This is a genomic window from Neorhizobium sp. 05N33, assembly GCF_056397445.1.
Genome location: NZ_JBFTNK010000018.1, coordinates 76,660 through 95,387, shown reverse-complemented (window position 1 = coordinate 95,387; position 18,728 = coordinate 76,660). Strand labels below are relative to the sequence as shown.

Genomic DNA, 18,728 nt, shown 5'->3' with positions numbered 1-18,728 from the left:
TCGCAATGGCGCTCATCAAAACACCAAAACCAGCCGCGGCATGAGCCAGCCCATCCTTCTGCGCCTCCCGCCAAGACCTCCCGGCGGAAAAACAAATCCACAAAAACAAAACCCGCCGAAAATATCGACGGGTTTGTCAGCAGTCTGGCCGCCTCCAAGTGAGGCGGTAATTCTCGCTAAACTGTCTGATCAAACGAAAAAAGCCGCCCCGAAAGGCGGCTTTTCTTTTGTGTCGCAGAACCGCCCCGAAGGGCAATTCATCAACGCGAGTAGAATTCGACGACCAGCTGCGGTTCCATGATAACGGCGTAAGGAACGTCGCTCAGGCCCGGAACGCGGGCGAAGGTGGCAACCATCTTGTTGTGGTCGGCTTCGATATAGTCCGGAACGTCGCGTTCAGCGAGCGAAACGGCTTCGAGAACCGTAACCATCTGCTTCGACTTCTGGCGGACTTCGATGACGTCGCCGGCCTTGCAACGGTAGGAACCGATGTTGACGCGAACGCCGTTGACGGTGACGTGGCCATGGTTGACGAACTGGCGGGCAGCAAAGACCGTCGGAACGAACTTGGCGCGGTAGACGATCGCGTCGAGGCGCGATTCGAGCAGACCTATCAGGTTTTCCGAAGTGTCGCCCTTGCGGCGGTTGGCTTCGTCATAGATCGAGCGGAACTGCTTTTCGCGCAGGTCGCCGTAATAGCCCTTGAGCTTCTGCTTGGCGCGCAGCTGCACGCCGAAGTCGGAAAGCTTGCCCTTGCGGCGCTGGCCGTGCTGGCCCGGGCCGTATTCGCGGCGGTTCACCGGGGACTTCGGACGACCCCAGATGTTTTCGCCCATACGGCGGTCGATCTTGTATTTGGACGATTCGCGCTTGCTCATCGTATTTCCTTATCAAACGGTTACACCGACTTGCTGCCAAGCCGGATCAAGGAAACACGCCCTCCTCTGAGCCCTGATTTAAGAGCTCTGACAGGTCTCTCACGAAAGCGTTCGGAGAAAACCACGGGACATGTCAGTGAAACACCGGGTCTTTCGGCCCGGCGTTGGCGCGGTGTTTAGGCGGATGTCACAGGAATGTCAACTGCACCGGTCTCTTAACCTTTCGGCAAGGCTGTCCGCAGGCTTTTTTGACGGAACAGGGGGTTCGTACCATCTTAAGGAAAGGAGGTGTCGTGTCATGAAATCGAAACTCTGGAACAGCCCGATCAGGATCGAGAATCCCGAAACCGGCACGGTCCGCACCGTCAAGACGGTACGCGAGGCAAAAACAGTCCTCGACCGTTTCTGGCCGGCCTATCACGGCAGTCAGCATCATCTGGCGGAACAGGTCTGCGACGAAGCGCTGAAGGGAAAGTCGAGGCCTTCGGAAGCCCGGCGCGCCTTTATCGCCGCGGCGGTGGAAGCGCATTTTCACATCCACTGACCACCTATTCGGCAGCGGCCCTCGCCTCGCCCTCATCCGGCGCGTCGGCGCTGCCGGGCGCGGTCTCCGCCTGCAGATCCGGGAAGGCAACGATGCGTTTGCCCGAAAAGTCCGCATGCACGACGATCAGGCCCTGTTCCTCGAAATAACCGAGCAGGCGACGGGCGCGCCGCGCCGAGTGGGTGCCGTAGGCCCGGGCGATCCGTGCATCCGACGGGCATGGTTCGCCTGATATCGCCGCCTTCGCCATCAGCAGGAAAACGCCCTGCAGGTCATCCGAAACGCCCGATGACAGCGACAGCGCCGTTCCCCAGACTTCGCTGGAAGCGGTTTCCTCGTCGACACCCGAGCGGGCGATCGCCGTGCGGCGGCGGAATTCACCGAGCGAGAGCGGCGGACCCGGCAGGCGCCGCATCCGGGCGCGCACCAGAAAATCCTGATATAGGACGGAATCCGTCCGGTAGGCGGATTGCGGATCGTCGAGAATTTCCGACAGCACGGCGGACAGCCGGTCTTCGCGCTCTTCGGCGGACAATTCCGGCTGGGCGACACGCGGCTCCTGCGGCGGCGCCACCGCTGATGGCGTCGAGCGCGACAGTTCGGCCAGGATATCCGTTGTCGGCCGCGGCGCAGGCGGGGCACGGCGGACCATCGGCCGGGTGAATTCTTCCGGATCCGGCGTGAAGATCAGGTCCTCGACGTCCTGCGGCGCATCCGGCAGCGGCATCAGCTTCGGGCTCGAAGAGCGCGCCGAGGTCTCGACCGTGCCGATGACGATCGGCAACGGCCGGCGCGACAGGGCCGGACCGAGGGCGACGAAATTGCCACGCTTCAGATCACGGAACATTTCCGCCTGGCGGCGATCCATGCCGAGTAGATCGGCGGCGCGGGCCATGTCGATATCGAGGAAGGTGCGGCCCATCAGGAAGTTCGAGGCTTCCGCCGCGACGTTCTTGGCGAGCTTTGCCAGCCGCTGGGTGGCGATGACGCCGGCAAGGCCGCGTTTTCGGCCACGGCACATCAGGTTGGTCATCGCACCGAGCGAAAGCTTTCTGGCGTCTTCCGACACATCGCCGCCGACCGACGGCGCAAACATCTGCGCTTCGTCGACCACGACCAGAACCGGATACCAGTATTCGCGGTCGGCATCGAACATGCCGTTGAGGAAGGCGGCGGCGGCGCGCATCTGTTCTTCGAGATCGAGGCCTTCGAGCGTCAGGACGCAGGAGACGCGATTCTTGCGGATGCGGTTGGCGATGCCGGCAAGCTCGGCTTCGCTGCGCTCGCCATCGACCACGACATGGCCGAATTTTTCAGAGAGCGTGACGAAATCGCCTTCCGGATCGATCACCACCTGCTGCACCCAAGGCGCGGACTGTTCCAGAAGGCGGCGCAGGAGATGCGACTTGCCGGAGCCGGAATTTCCCTGCACGAGCAGACGGGTCGCCAGAAGCTCCTCGATATCGAGCTTGGCCGGATCGCCCCCGGACACAATTCCCATATCGATGCCGACCTGCAATGCACTTACCCCGTAAACTGTCTCTTCGCGGTAACCGTTGGAAGCCGCGACTCCGGAACTCTAACAGAGATCGGGATTCGTTTCGCCGGGCAAGATCGAAAATGCACAGGCCTTTAGGAGCTACTCGAAATTGAGCTGCCAAGAAATGCCGAAACGATCCTGAAGCCAGCAGAATTTCCGGCTGAACCCGTAATTGTCGGTGGGCATCAGGAACATCCCGCCCTCGCTCAGAGCTTCGGCCAGCCGCGTGAGCTCCTCTTCGGCCTCGCATTCCACAAAAAAGGAAAAGGACGGCGTGAAATCGAAGACATGCTTTACCGGGCTGTCGATGCAGACCACCTGCTGGCCCGCGACCTCGAAGGTGGCGCGAAACACGCTGCCTTCCGGCCCCGCCTCGCCCGGGCCGTAACGCCTGATGTCGTTGATCCTGCCTGCCGGCAGCACTGACGTATAGAAGGTGATCGCCTCCTCGCAGGTGCCGCCCTGGAACATCAGGAAGGGCCGGACGGATTTCACTGGACCAGACATCGGGTTCTTCCTTTACGAAGCGGCCCTTCGATAGAGCGCCAGAGACCCCGCGAGCGCCAGAAGCGCGCCGCCGCAGAGCCGGTCAAGCCAGAGCGCGCCTTTCTTCTTCAACAGATGCACCGCCCGCGAGCCGAGCAGCGCATAGGCGAACATAACCGCGAAATCGATCAACGCAAAGACGAGCGCCAGGATCGCATATTGCGGAAACTGCGGCGCATCCGGCACGATGAACTGCGGCAGGAAAGCCGAGAAGAACAGGTATCCCTTGGGATTGGTCACCGCGACGAGGAAGCTCTTCAGGAAGATTGACGTCGCGGAACCCGAACCGGCGGCAGCAGCGCCTGCCGTTACGTCAAGCGAGCCTTTCGAGCGCAGAAGCATCAGGCCGAGAAATGCAAGGTAACCGGCACCCAGCCACTTGACGACCGAGAACCAGAATTCGGAGGCCGCCAGCAACGCGCCGAGGCCGAGCGCCACTGCGCCGATCAGCGCGAAATCGGAGATCATCGCACCGGCCATGCCAGGCAGCGCACGGCGCAGACCAAAACGCGAGCCGTTGGTGAGCGCCAGGAGAACGGTCGGCCCGGGTGTGGCGATGCCAATGAACGCGACGATCGCAAAGGCAAGCAGGGTAATGTCACTCATCGCTCTTCTCCTACCAGAGGTGCCGGCCGTCGATGACCGTGTGCGGCCAATCTTCCGCGTCAAAATCGTCGAATAGCCGTGCATTCACGGCGATACGCCGGGTTTTGCCGTCCCATGTGCCGTCCGGCTGGAAATCCGGGCTGTCGCTATAGGTGGTGCAGCCGCATGTGCCGCAGAAATGATGCGCCACCGTTTTGGTGTTCCACCGATAGACCTTGTCATTGGCGGCATCGGCGGTGACTTTCACCTGCTTCGGCTCGTAATAGGCATGCAGCGCACCGCGCCTGGAGCAGAAGGTGCAGGTGCAACGGGTGAGTGCCTGTGGCAGTTCGCCCTTGATCTCGAAAACGGTCTCACCGCAATGGCAACGCCCGGTGATCATCAGTTGCTCCTCCTTGACGACGCTCAGACGGCTGCGCGCTTGAAGCCGACCGACAACAGCCCGGCGCCGATCATCAGCGAACCGCCGGTGAGGTTGACGATCCGCTGGACCTTCGGCTTGCGGATCGTGTTGCGGGCCATCGAGGCCAGCAGGCCGTAGAGCGTGGCATTCAGGGTTGCGAGCACCAGGAAGGTCACTTCGAAGACCACCATCTGGAAGAACAGGGGCTGACTGAGGTCCAGGAACTGCGGCAGGAAGGCCACGAAGAAGACAATGCTCTTCGGGTTCAGTGCGGTGACCACATAGGTATGCAGGAAAATCTTGAACGGCTTTACCGACGTCACTTCGGCTTCGCCGAGATCGGCTGCCCGTTCGGAAACCGGCGCGCGCCAAAGCTTGATGCCGAGATAGATGAGGTAGGCGGCACCCACCCATTTCAGCACCGTAAAGAGCGCTGCAGAGGTCGCAAGCAGAGCACCCAGCCCCAGCATGGACGCGGTCATCGCCGTGAAGTCACCCAGCGCCGTGCCGGCGACCGTGGCGGAGGCCACCTTGCGGCCATGGCTCAGCGCATACGAAATGACGAGCAGGATCGTCGGCCCCGGAATGGCCAGGAGAACCGACGATGCGGCGACGAAAGCGAGCCAGTGTTCAAGCGACATGCGGATTCTCCTCCATGGAATAGACGGAGCAAGCCACCGAATTTTTCAGTTTGCAAGTGGTGTTTATTCAGTCGTCATGCGCCAGCGGTAGAGTACGTCCGGCTCCTTCTCCTCATTGCCTGAGCCATCGGTCTCCTCGGTCGCGACGAAACCACGCGCTTCATAAAAACGGCGGGCTGCAACATTGCGCTGGAAGGTCCAGAGGAAGAGCTCCGGATGGGCTCCCTTCGCGATGTTCAGCAGCCGGGAACCGATCCCCTGCCCCCGCACGCCCGGCAGGATATAGAACTGGTCGATCCAGTCCTTGCGAAAGGCAATAACGCCGAGCAAGGTGCCGTCCCTTTCGGCGCCCCAGATGTCGCAGGTCGCGAAGAGATGTCCTCTCCAGTATCCGCGATCCTCCTCCGGCGCGTGAAGCTGAGCGAGCCACGGCAGCCGTTCTTTGAAGGACGTACGGTGAACGCTCGCAGCCTCCGCCATATCGTCACGGCAAAGTTTGCGGAAGACGGCTGTCATTCTTTTAGCTCCAGAACCATAGAACCTCTACGTGAGGCCCCGGCGGCAAGCCCGCCGGGGACCCATCGCAGCACTTTCACAGCCGGAGGTCCCAAAGGTTGAACCGGGCATTACCGCGGTCGTCCTCGAGTTCGGGGAAACCGACATCGCGGCGCATCCGATTGGAAAGATCAGAGATTTGGTTCTCTTCTTGACGACGTCTCCAGGCTGCCAGGAGCAGTGCACCGGCAGTCTTCCAGACGCCATGTTCGCGGCAGAGTTCATGAACCGCAGCCGAAAGGGTGTCAGCAACTATAAATTGTGATTCACGCATGATTTTCCGTCCCGGCACATATCGCGACCAGGTCCTCTGAGATGAAGAAAGACGTGCGGATGCGGACGAGGAAACACGGTAAATCGCGTCGTCAGCCGGTCACGTCAGATCAATGGGAAAAGTGCCAAAAGCGGCGGAAATCCAGCCTTATACAGCCTGGAAACACATGCCGGCCGGCATCGATGTGCGAGACACCGAGGCCACAATAGCCGTTCCGCCAGAAAGGCGCATATACATGGTAATGGACTTCATTTCACGCCTCCTGTGTTCGATTTGCGGAATGGATAAATAATACACGAGATCGTCCGATGAGCAAGCGCACAATCGCGAATTGCAGTCATCACGGAAAAACCGTGGCAAATAAGCCACATTGCTCGTTGGCGCTCAGGCCCTCAGCCCAAAACCCTGCATCAGACGGCGGGTGGCGAAGTCGGGATTGCCGGAGGTGAAGACGGCGAAGTCGTAATTATCCGGATGTTCTGCGCCCTCGACCAGCGGCACTTTTCGGCGTGCCTGCCTGGCGATCGCCTCGGCCGGGTCGAGCCAGTCGACCGGCCAGGGGGCAAGCCTGCGGAATACATTGGCCATGAAGGGGTAGTGGGTGCAGGCGAGCACGACGATATCGGTTTTCCGACCGTCCTTCTCGACGAAGCAGGGCGCAATCTCGGCCAGCACCGCCTCGTCGGAAATCGTCTCGCCCCGAATATACGCTTCCGCCATGCGGGCGAGGTTCTGCGAGCCGACAAGACGCACGTGACACTGGGTGGCGAAGGATTGGATAAGGTCGCGGGTATAGGCGCGCTTGACGGTGCCCGGCGTCGCGAGAACCGAGACGAGGCCTGACCGGGTGCGTTCGGCCGCCGGCTTGACCGCCGGCACGGTGCCGACGAAGGTCATCTTCGGAAAAGTCTCGCGCAGCTCGGCGCCGACCAGCGTGAAAGCGGTATTGCAGGAGATGACGCAGACTTCGGGATCGTATTCATCGAGGAGTTTTGCAAAGAGCGCGATCACCCTCTCGCGCAGGGCCGGCTCCTCCCAGTCGCCGTAGGGAAAACCGGCGTCGTCGGCGACATAGATGAAGCCGCGTTCCGGGATCAGCACGCGCGCCTCGCGCAGCACGGTCAGCCCACCAATGCCCGAATCGAACATCAGCACCGGTTTCGATTCATTCGTCTGCGTCATTCCCCGTCTTCTCCCCAGATACCCCTTTGGGCAGATCCGCCTTTTCAGGCTTCGGCCCGTCCTTTTTCGACCATCCGCGGGGAAAACGGTCGAGCGAGTTGATGACGCCCCGGAACACGCTGATCTCCTGTTCCGTAAAACCCCGCCGCGAGATGACGGCCCGGAGGTTGTCGATCATTCTTGGCTTTTTCGCGGGCGGATGGAAATAATTGCGGGCGTCCAACGCCTCTTCCAGGTGCTCGAACAGGCCAATCACCTGTTCCTTGGTGGAAGGGCGCTGCTCGATCGGCAGGAAGACCGTCTCGGTAAGATCTTCCATGCCCGATTTCATCCATTCATAGGACATCAGCAGCACGGCCTGAGCGATGTTGAGCGAGGCGAAAGCGGGATTGACCGGAAAGGTGACGATCTCGTCGGCGAGCGCCACCTCCTCATTGGTGAGGCCCCAGCGTTCGCGGCCGAACAGAATGCCGGTCTTCTCGCCTGCCTTGAATTTGGTGCGCAGGGTCTCGGCCGCAGTCACAGGCGAGCGCACCGGCTTAAAGCCATAACGCTCGCGCGCCGTCGTCGCATAAACGAAATTGAGATCGGCAATCGCTTCTTCCAGCGTTTCGAACACCTTGGTGCCGTCGATGACGTGGTCGGCCTTGGAGGCGGCGGAGCGAGCCTTTTCGCTCGGCCAACCGTCGCGCGGTTTGACGAGGCGTAGTTCCGCGAGGCCGAAATTGGCCATGGCGCGCGCCACCATGCCGATATTCTCGCCGAGCTGCGGCTCAACCAGGATGACCGCCGGTCCTTCGGCTATAAGTTCGCGCTCGCTGTTCGTGCCTGACATTTCTGTTTCCGTATCCAAATCCGAGGCCGCAATAGCGGTGACCGGGGCAATCGGCAAGCCTTATGCCGTTGCGGGATAAAGCCTGCCCAACATGGTGCCGATCATTTCGACGCCAACGCGACTGCCGTGCTTGAAGATCGGCAGATGGCGGCTGCCGCCGCGGCTCAGCTTACGCTTCACCACGAAACATTCCGATCCACGCGCTGAAAGCGCGTCGATATTGCCCAAAGTATCCTCCAGCGCCGTCAGCACAGGGCCTTCCGGCTTGTGTCCTACCTGGACTGCATTGCGGGCGAAGATTCGCGCCCAATAGGTAGCACCGAGGAAGATGCCGAGCGTCTGGCGAACCTGGCCCGGACGACTAACGACCGACCAAGTGGTGCCAAGTGGGCGCGCGGCGAGCGTGACTTCGCGATATGAGGCATCGAGCTTGTGAGAGAGCGCGATGATCTCGAAACCGCTTCGGCCCTCCCTGACTGCGGAAAGAAGCTCGCGCAGACCATCGAACCAGCGCCCCAACGCAAGATCGAGGGTCGAGCGCGTTGATGCCGGAAAAACAAGGAAGGCGACGATCGTTCCCGCTAGAGCGCCGATCAGCGTTTCCTCGATCCTGAGCTGCAGGAGGTCGAGGGTCAGCACGCCGGTCATGCCATAGATCAGGCAGAGCACGATCGAGATGAAGAAGGTCATCGCCGCATAGGAGATCTGCAGGCAATAGAAGCCGAGGAAGATGCAGAGCACCGCGATCGGCGCGGATACCAGCGGATAACCGCCAATCAGCGTTGCCAACACGAGGCCGGCGGCAATGCCGAGCAGCGTGCCGATCGAGCGCTGAAGGGCCCTGATCGCCGCGTCGCCGCGCGACTTGGTGTTTGTGAAGATCAGGAAGGCGGTCAGTACCGCCCAGAACCAACGGTCGCGCGACAGCATCAGGCCAAAGGCCATCGCCAGGCTCGACGCGATGGTGATCTGCACCGCGGATCGCATCACCGGGTTCTTGAGCGAGAAATCGATCTTTGCCGAGGCCGGCGAGGCAACGGCATCCTCGATGACCCGGAAACGGTCGCGCCGCCCTTCCTCGACGGCTTCCGTCAAGGCCGCCCTCGCCGTCTGCAGCCAGATTAGAGCGCGGGCATTCTCCGCCACCCGGTCGTCGCCGGCGACCGCCGGGCTGGCTGCGATCTTCTCGGCCATATCCCGGTCGTCCTCGATCAGGGCGTGAACGAGCAGGAAAGGCGGCAGCGCTTCGAGGGAGAGCACGATCACACTTTCCGCGGCGAGATGCGCGTCGAAGATTTTCATCGTGAGAGACGTGAGCGGCTCGTCTTCCGGATCGATCGTGCCGTCGGCCGTGCGGGGAAGGAACCCCTCGGCCATCAGCACGACGTCCTTCAACCGCTCCTCGAGCTGCCGCAATTCGCGCCGATCTCCATCCGAGATGATCCCGCCGCTCGATAGAACCGCGAGCTTCATCAGGATATCGCCCACCCTGCCCTGGATCGCCACTAGCGACCGAAGAAGGTCGCGCCGCCAATCGTCCGGCAGGAGATAGGTGCGGACCAGATGGCCGATGACGACCGCGATCACCGGACCGATGGCCCCCAAAGGAAGATCGGAAAGGTTCGGCTTGAGATAGGCGCCCATGAAATAGGACGTAAACGCGAACATGCCGACTGCAAATCCGCGCGGCCCGTAGACACGCCCGACCGTAGCGCCGGCGATGACCACTAGGAACATCGGATCGGATATGTAGCGATAGTCTTCCAGTGCCGCGGCGAGCCCGACACAGAGCAAGCTGACGGCGCCGCCGATCAGCCGCGTCTTCAACTGGTCCGACGGCAGCCGGTCGCGGACAGCGACACCTCCTTCGATTGAGAGGATGATCGCAAGCCCGTAGGCGATCGTCGGCAGCGCCAGACCGGCCATGTGGATGAGCGCTAGGCAGGCCACCGCGCCAATCACGGTCAGCGTCACCCGTCCTGCCATGCGCAGGCGCGACAGCGCCGGGTCGTTGGCGAGCAGCCAGTCTCGGATCTTTGCGGCAACCGTCATCAACCACCCCAGGCGGGTGCCGGCACCCGCTCCTGGCCGGCGAATATATCGCGTTGATAAAGTTTGGCGATACCGTGCATGGGGCTGAGGGCCACGATCGACAGATCGGCGGGCTGCCCGATCACCGGCACGGTTACTCGCCCTTGGCGATCGAATGCATCTCTTCGATCACCGAATCCCGCTCGCCGTCGGCGACGCGGTGGATGTCGTCGATGACAGGCTTGCCGGCTTCCTGGATGACGTCGAAATGCAGTTCGTTGACACTGTCCTTCACCGCAGCCTCATCGACGCAGGTCCACATTTTGAAGGTCACGGTAACGTCGGTCATGCCGTTCGCGCCCGGCGCCGAGGTGGTCTTGATTTCCTTCAGCGGACAGCCGTCCTGCGATGAGGTGACCACATCGTAGCCGAAGGGATCGCCAGGCTGGTTGTTGTCCGTGTCATAGGCCGGGTGTTTGGCGGCTTCCGCATAGGCGCTCTGGAATTTCTTGCTGAACAGGCGCGACAATGGATCGGCATCGAAGATGTATTTCCATTCGCTGTCGACGGTGTTCCAGTTGTCCTCGGTGATTTTCATCACCTCTTTCACCGGATCGGTAACATCAGCCGCCGAAGCGAAGGTCGAGATCAATGAAAAGGCAAGGGCAAGCGGCAAGGTCCGCATAAGATCAAATCCGGCTGTTGGAGAGCGATTTGGCCGGACATTAATCAGGCTTTGTGGTTTGGCAAGGGCAATCGTCCACAGGTCCGGACGCACCGTGATTTCTCGCGCGAAAAGCCGCATATGATGGCCTCAATGCCTTTGCGTTCCGGCCTGGCGATGTTATAGCGCACCCACTGGTGTCCACCCGTCGGGACCTTGAGGTCCCTTCTACGTCCAAGAGGAATTCCATGCAAAAGATCAAGGTAGCCAACCCGGTCGTCGATCTCGACGGCGACGAGATGACCCGCATCATCTGGCAGCTCATCAAGGACAAGCTGGTCCTTCCCTATCTCGATCTCGACATCGAATATTACGACCTCTCGGTCGAGAACCGCGACGCCACCAACGACCAGGTGACCATCGACGCCGCCAACGCCATCAAGAAGCACGGCGTCGGCATCAAGTGCGCGACGATCACGCCGGACGAAGCCCGCGTCAAGGAATTCAACCTCAAGGAAATGTGGAAGAGCCCGAACGGTACGATCCGCAACATCTTGGGCGGCGTCATCTTCCGCGAGCCGATCATCTGCAAGAACGTGCCGCGCCTGGTTCCGGGCTGGACCAAGCCGATCGTCGTCGGCCGTCACGCTTTCGGCGACCAGTACAAGGCGACCGACTTCAAATTCCCGGGCAAGGGCACGCTGTCGATCAAGTTCGTCGGCGAAGACGGCCAGGTGATCGAGAAGGAAGTGTTCAAGGCTCCCGGCGCCGGCGTCGCGATGGCCATGTACAACCTCGACGAATCGATCCGCGATTTCGCCCGCGCTTCGCTGAACTACGGCCTGATGCGCAAGTGGCCGGTCTACCTGTCGACCAAGAACACCATCCTCAAGGCCTATGACGGCCGCTTCAAGGATATCTTCGAGGAAGTCTTCAACGCTGAATTCAAGGAACAGTTCGACGCGCTGAAGATCACCTACGAACACCGCCTGATCGACGACATGGTCGCAGCGGCGCTGAAATGGTCCGGCGGCTACGTCTGGGCCTGCAAGAACTATGACGGCGACGTCCAGTCCGATATCGTCGCCCAGGGCTTCGGCTCGCTCGGCCTGATGACCTCGGTTCTGCTTTCACCCGACGGCCGCACGGTCGAAGCGGAAGCTGCCCACGGCACCGTTACCCGTCATTACCGCCAACACCAGAAGGGCCAGGAGACCTCGACGAACTCGATCGCCTCGATCTTCGCCTGGACCCGTGGCCTCGCACATCGCGCCAAGCTCGACGACAATGCTGCCCTTGCAAAGTTCGCCGCCACGCTCGAAACCGTCTGCGTCGACACCGTCGAAGCTGGTTACATGACCAAGGACCTGGCGCTGCTCATCGGTCCGGATCAGCCGTGGCTCTCGACCACCGCCTTCCTCGACAAGGTGGACGAAAATCTCAAGGTGGCCATGGCTGCCTAAGTCCGAAAAATCGGCTAATCATTCGACGGCGGGGAGCAATCTCCGCCGTTTTCTTTTGTGAGGAAGTTTGCCATGACCGCCACGACGACACCTGCGATCATCCGTCCGCTCGAGCCAGCCGACCGCACCGCCTGGGAACCGCTCTGGGAAGCCTATCTGCGCTTCTACGAGACCGTGTTGCCGAAAGAGATGTACGATCTCACCTGGAGCCGGCTTCACGATCCCGCCGAGCCGATGCATGCTCTCGGCGCATTCGACGAGACCGGCAAGATGATCGCCATCGCGCATGTCATCTTCCACCGATCCTGCTGGTTGCCCGAATCGACGTGTTATCTGCAGGACCTCTATGTCAAGAATACCCTGCGCGGCCGCGGAACCGGCGCAGCCCTGATTGAAGCGGTGGCAGATCTGGCGCGCGCAAACGGAGCCGGGCGGCTCTATTGGCTGACCCAGGAGAGCAATGCAGCCGCGCGGCGGCTCTACGACCGCATCGCCCAAAACTCCGGCTTCATCCAGTACCGGAAGGCGCTCTAATTCGCCCTGGCGCCTTGATTGAAAAGCAAGCTGCACCAAAACATAGACGTCACTGCCCGGAGGACCACATGTCAGATGAACTTGTGCTCTACACAAATCCGATGTCACGCGGCCGGATTGCCCGGTGGATGCTGGAGGAGGTCGGCATCCCCTATCGTACCGAAATCCTGCATTTCGGCACAACGATGAAGGGCGACGCCTACAGAAGCGTCAACCCAATGGGCAAAGTGCCGAGCATCACGCACGGCAAGACTGTCGTCACCGAATGCGCGGCGATCTGCGCCTATCTGGCGGATGTCTTTCCGCAGGCGGGTCTTGCGCCCGCCCCCGCCAAGCGAGCCGACTATTACCGCTGGATGTTCTTTGCGGCCGGTCCACTGGAAGCAGCCGTCAGCAACCACGTGCTCGGCTTCGAAGTGCCCAAGGAACGCGAGCGGATGGTCGGTTACGGCACCTATCAGGATGTCATGGATACGCTGGAAGCGGCCGTTCGGGCGAACGCCTATATCGCCGGCGACACGTTCAGCGCCGCGGATGTCTATGTCGGCTCGCAGCTCGGCTATGGACTGCGGTTCGGCACGATCGAAAAACGCGCAGCATTCGAACAGTATTTCGGACGGCTTGCGCTACGCGAGGCTTATCAGCAGGCCAACGACAAGGACAACGCCGCGACTGCCGAGCTGCAGAACGCGGGATAGGCTTCAGGGATCAGCGGTCGATACCGCCCGGCGATCGCTTGGGCGACGGAGTGGGTATCGGCTTTGCGTTGCCGGCGTCGAAACGCAGCATCCATTCATTGCTCATGGAGCTGGCAAGGATCACCGGCCCGACAGGAGGCTTTACGGATTGCGTGCCAGTCGGCTGGATGCTGGCCGAACGGACAGCCAAGGGATCCGGCCGCTCGATCGGAACCGGGACGTTCGTCGCTACCATCGGATCCGCGCCGGTCGACGGAATGGACGCAACGTCGAATTCCTTAGCCTGGATCAGGCTGAACGGGTCGGGATTGCTCTGCACGAGTGCGAGCACGTATTCGTCTGCTGGTTTCGGCGGCGGCGTCTGCAGCTCCCCGTCCCTGTCGCGCTTCTCGTAGAAGGCGTTGCCGCCGGCAACCGTCACATAATGCATGTTCTGATAGGGGAAGCGTAAGCCGGCCGTGTGAAAGAACATGGCGTCCCTGACTTCCGGGTTCCGCTCGCCGCGAATGATCGCATCGACCGCCGCATCGAGTTCCGGAACCGTTTCGTCGTTGATCGGTCGCGTCAGGACACCCGGCGCAAACTGCTTTTCCTGAGCAACGATGCCGCAAATGCTGGGCGGATAGGCATCCGAAGTCAGCCTGTTCATGATCACGGTGCCGACCGCCATCAACCCTTCACGGCTCGACCGCTGCGACTCGAAATACATTGCCCGCTTCATGCAGTCACGATCGGCCGGCGTGTAGTGATAGACCTGTTTCCTGGAGACCGGTGCAGGCTTCACGGTCGTGCTCGCGGGTGAGATGGATGACGTCGTCTGCGCCGACGTGCATGCCGATAGAAGCATCATTCCAACCAGGCCTACTGCCGGCCGGAGAAGGGCCTTATCGCTCGCCGTCATTGAATATCCCCCCTGCGGTATAATTCCAGAAATCGCTACGGCGCGAAAAGGGATACCTCAAAAATTGATTCAGATCAAACGCCATAAGAGACAATCAAAACTGGGAGGAAAATCGTTCCGGTTGCAGGCCGGCCTAGCGGCAAGCCCCTTCGAACCGAGGCCTTGCCAGACGTGCCGAAACGACGTCTTACGACGGTCTTCCTAATGGAAAGTTGACTTCCCACCCTTCCGTTCACTGAGATTCGGCGTAGAGCAGTTCTGGAACCAAAAGCGTCCGGAGCTGGAATCCAAAGCCAGAAGCGATAGGGGCCGACGCCGCTCCGCCTCTATCGGCTTCCCTAGCTCCGCAGCCCCGGCGCCTCGTAACCGGTGCGTTCTACATATTCCGTATAACCGCCGTCATAGCGGTGGATGCCCTCGGGCGTCAGTTCGAGCACGCGATTCGACAGTTCGGCGAGGAAATGCCGGTCGTGGCTGACGAACAGCATCGTGCCTTCGTATTCCGACAGCGCCTTGATCAGCATTTCCTTGGTGTCGAGGTCCAGGTGGTTGGTCGGCTCGTCGAGGACGAGGAAATTCGGCGGGTCGAACAGCATGGCGGCCATCACCAGACGGGCCTTCTCTCCGCCGGACAACACCCGGCATTTCTTCTCGACATCGTCGCCTGAAAAGCCGAAGCAGCCGGAAAGTGCCCGCAGCGACCCCTGCCCCGCGCGCGGAAACCGTTCTTCCAGCCATTCGAAGACGGTCAGGTCGCCGTCGAGGAGATCCATGGCGTGCTGGGCGAAATAGCCCATCTTGACGCTGGCGCCGATCGAGACGCTGCCTTCGTCCGGTTCAGTCGAACCCGTCACCAGCTTCAGCAGCGTCGACTTGCCGGCGCCGTTGATGCCCATGATGCACCAGCGCTCACGCCGCTTTACCATGAAGTCGAGACCTTCGTAGATCGAGCGGCTACCGTATCGCTTGGCGACATTCCTGATGTTGACCACGTCTTCACCGGAACGAGGCGCCGGCTGGAATTCGAAGGCGACCGCCTGGCGGCGTTTTGGCGGCTCTACACGCTCGATCTTGTCGAGCTTCTTCACCCGGCTCTGCACCTGGGCCGCGTGGGATGCACGGGCCTTGAAGCGCTCGATGAACTTGATCTCCTTGGCAAGCATCGCCTGCTGGCGCTCGAACTGCGCCTGCTGCTGCTTTTCGTTCTGGGCCCGCTGCTGCTCGTAGAAGCCGTAGTCGCCGGAATAGGTAGTGAGCGATCCGCCGTCGATCTCGATGATCTTGGTAACGATTCGGTTCATGAATTCGCGGTCATGCGAGGTCATCAGCAGCGCGCCGTCGTACCCCTTGAGAAACTGTTCGAGCCAGATCAAGCTTTCGAGGTCGAGATGGTTGCTCGGTTCGTCGAGCAGCATGACGTCCGGGCGCATCAGCAGGATGCGGGCGAGCGCCACGCGCATCTTCCAGCCGCCGGACAGCTTGCCGACATCGTCGTCCATCATCTCCTGGGTGAAGCTCAGGCCGGCAAGCACTTCGCGGGCGCGGCCTTCGAGGCCGTAGCCGTCGAGCTCCTCGTAGCGCGCCTGCACCTCGCCGTAACGCTCGATGATCTGATCCATCTCGTCCAGGCGGTCCGGATCGACCATCGCCGATTCGAGTTCGTGCAATTCGGCGGCGACGACGCTCACCGGACCGGCGCCGTCCATCACCTCGGTGACGGCGCTACGACCGGCCATCTCGCCGACATCCTGGTTGAAATAACCGATCGTGACGTTCTTCTCGACGCTGACCTGCCCCTCGTCCGGCGCCTCCGAACCGGTGATCATCCGGAAGAGCGTCGTCTTGCCGGCGCCGTTCGGCCCGACGAGGCCAATCTTCTCGCCACGGTTCAGCGCCGCGGCCGCCTCGATGAAGAGGATGCGATGGCTGTTCGATTTGCTGATGTTTTCGATACGGATCATGGATGGCGGACTCGGGAGGTTGCATCACAACAAAAAGCCGGGTCGTCGCCGACCCGGCTTTTCTAATCAATCAATGCGAAGGTTATTCGGCGCTGTCTTCAGCGGCCTTCTTCTTCGGAGCAGCCTTCTTTTTCGGAGCGGCAGCTTCTTCGCCTTCGGCGGCTTCATCAGCAGCCTCGGCCTTTGCAGCCTTCTTCGGAGCGGCCTTCTTTTTGGCCGGTTTTTCAGCGCCTTCCGAGCCTTCCTCGTCTTCAGCCATCAGCTCTTCCTTGGTCACGACCTTGTCGGTGACCTTGATCTCGGAGAGCAGCTTGTCGACGACCTTCTCTTCGAAGATCGGCGCGCGCAAGGAGGCGGAAGCGCCGGGGGTGTTGCGGAAGAAGTCGAGGATTTCCTTCTGCTGGCCCGGGAACTGCTGGAGCTGCGCATAAAGGGCGCGCTGCATTTCTTCCTCGGTCACTTCGACGCCGGCCTGTTCGCCGATTTCGGAGAGGACGAGGCCGAGACGAACGCGACGCTCAGCCAGCTTGCGGTATTCGACGCGCGCGTCTTCCTCGGTCGTTTCTTCGTCTTCGAAGGTCTTGCCGGACTGCTGCAGGTCGGTGTTGATCTGACGCCAGATGTTTTCGAACTCGGCGTCGACGAGGCCCTGCGGGGTGTCGAACTGGTACATGCCGTCGAGCTGATCAAGGATCTGACGCTTGACCTTCTGGCGGGTGACGCTGCCGTACTGGCTTTCGATCTGGCCGCGGACAATCTCCTTGAGGCGGTCGACGGATTCGATGCCGAGCTTGGAGGCGAGTTCGTCGTTGATCTCGAGAGCGGCCGGAGCGGCGACTTCCTTGACGGTGACGTCGAAGGTGGCTTCCTTGCCAGCGAGGTTCGCAGCCGGATATTCGGCCGGGAAGGTCACGGTGATGGTCTTGTCTTCACCGGCCTTGACGCCGACCAGTTGGTCTTCGAAGCCTGGGATAAAGCGGCCGGAGCCGAGAACCAGTTCGGCATCTTCGGCGGTACCGCCGTCGAAGGCAACGCCATCGACCTTGCCGAGATAGTTCATGGTAACGCGGTCGCCATCGGCGGCCTTGCCACTCTTGGTTTCGAAGGTACGGGCGCTCTCGGCGATCTTCTCGATCTGCTCGTTGACTTCGTCTTCGGTGACTTCGACGACTTCACGAACGACGGAAAGGCCGTCGGTCGGCTGCAGCTCGATGTCCGGGATGACTTCGTAGGAGAGCGTGAATTCGAAATCGACCTCGGCGTTCAAGATCCTTTCGGCTTCGTTCTCATCCTCGGTCATGGCGACCGACGGCTGGGTCGCCGACTTCTCGCCGCGGTCGGTGAGAATCTCGGTCGGGCGTTCGCGGACGATCTCGTTGACGAGATCCGCCATGATCGACTTGCCGTACATCTTCTTCAGATGAGCGATCGGCACCTTGCCCGGACGGAAACCGTTGATGCGGACCTTGTCCTTGGCGTCGGCGAGGCGCACGTTCAGCTGCGCTTCCATATCCCGCTTGGGGATTACGACCTTGATTTCGCGCTTCAGCCCTTCAGCGAGCGTTTCGGTAACCTGCATTTTCATACCTTCATATCGTGGCGGCGGTGCTCAGACAGCCGTTGGTTTCAATGAGCACATCGCCGGAACTTTGAGAGACCGGCCGCGGCTTCAAGGAGCGCCGATCCTTTAGCCAGAACCGGCTCGGACCGCACTCCTGGCGGTTTTGATGCGGGGCGGTTCTGGTGCGGGTAGAGAGACTTGAACTCCCACGCCTTGCGGCACCAGAACCTAAATCTGGCGTGTCTACCAATTTCACCATACCCGCGCCCCAGCCGCGTCGAAAATCCTCGTCGCACAAGGCCTTCCGGAGCGCGCGTCTCTATATCACCCGTTTCGGCGCACGCAAAGGGAAAATGACGCTTTTTTGGCAGCTCCGAGAAACCGCGGTGGATGGGCGAATTTGCTCCCGCCGCACCCCGGTCGAACCAGCGATTATTGGGATATTTAACTTTTTATTAAATTCTAATGTGTACATTGGAATCAACGGCGATGTGAGCCATGCAATAACCGCATGTCATCCATACGGATATTGCACTGCACAATTTCGCTGCAATCTCATATTATGCAAATACAGAGATTGATTGAAGGTTTCGGTCTCTCTGGTTTGGACGGCTTGGCGCCCGCCCTGAACGATGCAGATGCCCTCGGGAAGTCTCTCGTGATAGGAATTCGAGCCGCGCACTCCTCCTCCCAGCGCGGGCTTGATGGGACTGGCGATCCTCCTCCTCCCAAGTCGCCAGTCGTTACAAATGACGCCCACCGGACCTCCTCCCCCGGTGGGCGTTATTTTTTGTCCTGCAGCATGCGATCTGCCTAAAACTCGCGCATCATTTCCTCACTTGTGCATGGTAAACGATCTCGTAATGCGCCAGATGCATAGGTGGCATTCCGAATAGGCGCTGTTACTTTTT

18 protein-coding genes and 1 tRNA gene are annotated in these 18,728 nt (G+C 60.7%); 4 read left to right on the top strand and 15 right to left on the bottom strand.

The genetic code is table 11. The features are described 5' to 3' along the window. Positions 1 to 260 precede the first annotated feature (260 nt). Positions 261 to 878, bottom strand: coding sequence for a 30S ribosomal protein S4 (gene rpsD, locus AC1DLT_RS27815; protein WP_038542451.1), 618 nt, complete (start codon positions 876 to 878; stop codon positions 261 to 263). A gap of 298 nt (positions 879 to 1,176) precedes the next feature. Here rpsD and AC1DLT_RS27810 point away from each other — a divergent pair, with 298 nt between their 5' ends. Then, positions 1,177 to 1,422, top strand: a complete 246-nt coding sequence (locus AC1DLT_RS27810) for a DUF982 domain-containing protein (protein WP_477488874.1) — start codon at positions 1,177 to 1,179, stop codon at positions 1,420 to 1,422. 4 nt (positions 1,423 to 1,426) lie between these two features. Here AC1DLT_RS27810 and AC1DLT_RS27805 read toward each other — a convergent pair whose 3' ends face one another. The 10 genes from AC1DLT_RS27805 to AC1DLT_RS27760 form a co-directional block, all read right to left on the bottom strand. Then, complete coding sequence (locus AC1DLT_RS27805) at positions 1,427 to 2,941, bottom strand: helicase HerA domain-containing protein (RefSeq protein ID WP_477488873.1); 1,515 nt, start codon at positions 2,939 to 2,941, stop codon at positions 1,427 to 1,429. Between the two features lie 120 nt (positions 2,942 to 3,061). Continuing rightward, positions 3,062 to 3,469: a VOC family protein gene (locus tag AC1DLT_RS27800; protein WP_477482588.1), complete on the bottom strand. Its 408-nt coding sequence runs from the start codon at positions 3,467 to 3,469 to the stop codon at positions 3,062 to 3,064. Positions 3,470 to 3,481: 12 nt separating this feature from the next. Then, positions 3,482 to 4,114 carry a LysE family translocator gene (locus AC1DLT_RS27795; RefSeq protein WP_477488872.1) on the bottom strand — a complete coding sequence of 211 codons (633 nt, stop codon included), beginning with the start codon at positions 4,112 to 4,114 and terminating at the stop codon, positions 3,482 to 3,484. A 10-nt stretch (positions 4,115 to 4,124) separates the two neighbouring features. Continuing rightward, on the bottom strand, positions 4,125 to 4,496 hold the full coding sequence (locus tag AC1DLT_RS27790; protein WP_477488871.1) for a GFA family protein: 372 nt from the start codon (positions 4,494 to 4,496) through the stop codon (positions 4,125 to 4,127). A gap of 23 nt (positions 4,497 to 4,519) precedes the next feature. After that, complete coding sequence (locus tag AC1DLT_RS27785; protein ID WP_477488870.1) at positions 4,520 to 5,158, bottom strand: LysE family translocator; 639 nt, start codon at positions 5,156 to 5,158, stop codon at positions 4,520 to 4,522. Positions 5,159 to 5,221: 63 nt separating this feature from the next. Beyond that, positions 5,222 to 5,674 carry a GNAT family N-acetyltransferase gene (locus AC1DLT_RS27780; RefSeq protein WP_477488869.1) on the bottom strand — a complete coding sequence of 151 codons (453 nt, stop codon included), beginning with the start codon at positions 5,672 to 5,674 and terminating at the stop codon, positions 5,222 to 5,224. 697 nt (positions 5,675 to 6,371) lie between these two features. After that, positions 6,372 to 7,169: a glutamate racemase gene (gene murI / locus AC1DLT_RS27775; protein ID WP_247033300.1), complete on the bottom strand. Its 798-nt coding sequence runs from the start codon at positions 7,167 to 7,169 to the stop codon at positions 6,372 to 6,374. Beyond that, complete coding sequence (locus tag AC1DLT_RS27770) at positions 7,153 to 8,004, bottom strand: RNA methyltransferase (protein ID WP_247033299.1); 852 nt, start codon at positions 8,002 to 8,004, stop codon at positions 7,153 to 7,155. The genes murI and AC1DLT_RS27770 overlap by 17 nt, the downstream gene beginning before the upstream one ends. Before the next feature lie 60 nt (positions 8,005 to 8,064). Beyond that, entirely contained in the window at positions 8,065 to 10,056 is a 1,992-nt protein-coding gene (locus tag AC1DLT_RS27765) for an FUSC family protein (RefSeq protein WP_477488868.1), read from the bottom strand. A 133-nt stretch (positions 10,057 to 10,189) separates the two neighbouring features. Beyond that, positions 10,190 to 10,720 (bottom strand): hypothetical protein, encoded by a 531-nt coding sequence (locus AC1DLT_RS27760; protein WP_477488867.1) that lies wholly within the window; start codon positions 10,718 to 10,720, stop codon positions 10,190 to 10,192. 227 nt (positions 10,721 to 10,947) lie between these two features. Between AC1DLT_RS27760 and AC1DLT_RS27755 the strand changes: the two genes are divergently transcribed. The 3 genes from AC1DLT_RS27755 (at position 10,948) to AC1DLT_RS27745 (ending at position 13,394) form a co-directional block, all read left to right on the top strand. After that, positions 10,948 to 12,162, top strand: coding sequence for an NADP-dependent isocitrate dehydrogenase (locus tag AC1DLT_RS27755; protein WP_038542422.1), 1,215 nt, complete (start codon positions 10,948 to 10,950; stop codon positions 12,160 to 12,162). Positions 12,163 to 12,234: 72 nt separating this feature from the next. Further along, complete coding sequence (locus AC1DLT_RS27750) at positions 12,235 to 12,696, top strand: GNAT family N-acetyltransferase (protein ID WP_038542420.1); 462 nt, start codon at positions 12,235 to 12,237, stop codon at positions 12,694 to 12,696. Between the two features lie 68 nt (positions 12,697 to 12,764). Next, entirely contained in the window at positions 12,765 to 13,394 is a 630-nt protein-coding gene (locus AC1DLT_RS27745; protein ID WP_477488866.1) for a glutathione S-transferase family protein, read from the top strand. Positions 13,395 to 13,404: 10 nt separating this feature from the next. Here AC1DLT_RS27745 and AC1DLT_RS27740 read toward each other — a convergent pair whose 3' ends face one another. The 4 genes from AC1DLT_RS27740 to AC1DLT_RS27725 form a co-directional block, all read right to left on the bottom strand. Continuing rightward, positions 13,405 to 14,295 carry a cell wall hydrolase gene (locus AC1DLT_RS27740; protein ID WP_247033295.1) on the bottom strand — a complete coding sequence of 297 codons (891 nt, stop codon included), beginning with the start codon at positions 14,293 to 14,295 and terminating at the stop codon, positions 13,405 to 13,407. 338 nt (positions 14,296 to 14,633) lie between these two features. Continuing rightward, positions 14,634 to 16,256 carry an ABC-F family ATP-binding cassette domain-containing protein gene (locus tag AC1DLT_RS27735; RefSeq protein WP_477488865.1) on the bottom strand — a complete coding sequence of 541 codons (1,623 nt, stop codon included), beginning with the start codon at positions 16,254 to 16,256 and terminating at the stop codon, positions 14,634 to 14,636. An 82-nt stretch (positions 16,257 to 16,338) separates the two neighbouring features. Continuing rightward, positions 16,339 to 17,835, bottom strand: a complete 1,497-nt coding sequence (gene tig, locus AC1DLT_RS27730; RefSeq protein WP_477488864.1) for a trigger factor — start codon at positions 17,833 to 17,835, stop codon at positions 16,339 to 16,341. A gap of 162 nt (positions 17,836 to 17,997) precedes the next feature. Next, a tRNA-Leu gene (locus AC1DLT_RS27725) sits at positions 17,998 to 18,082 on the bottom strand. Positions 18,083 to 18,728: the final 646 nt, after the last annotated feature.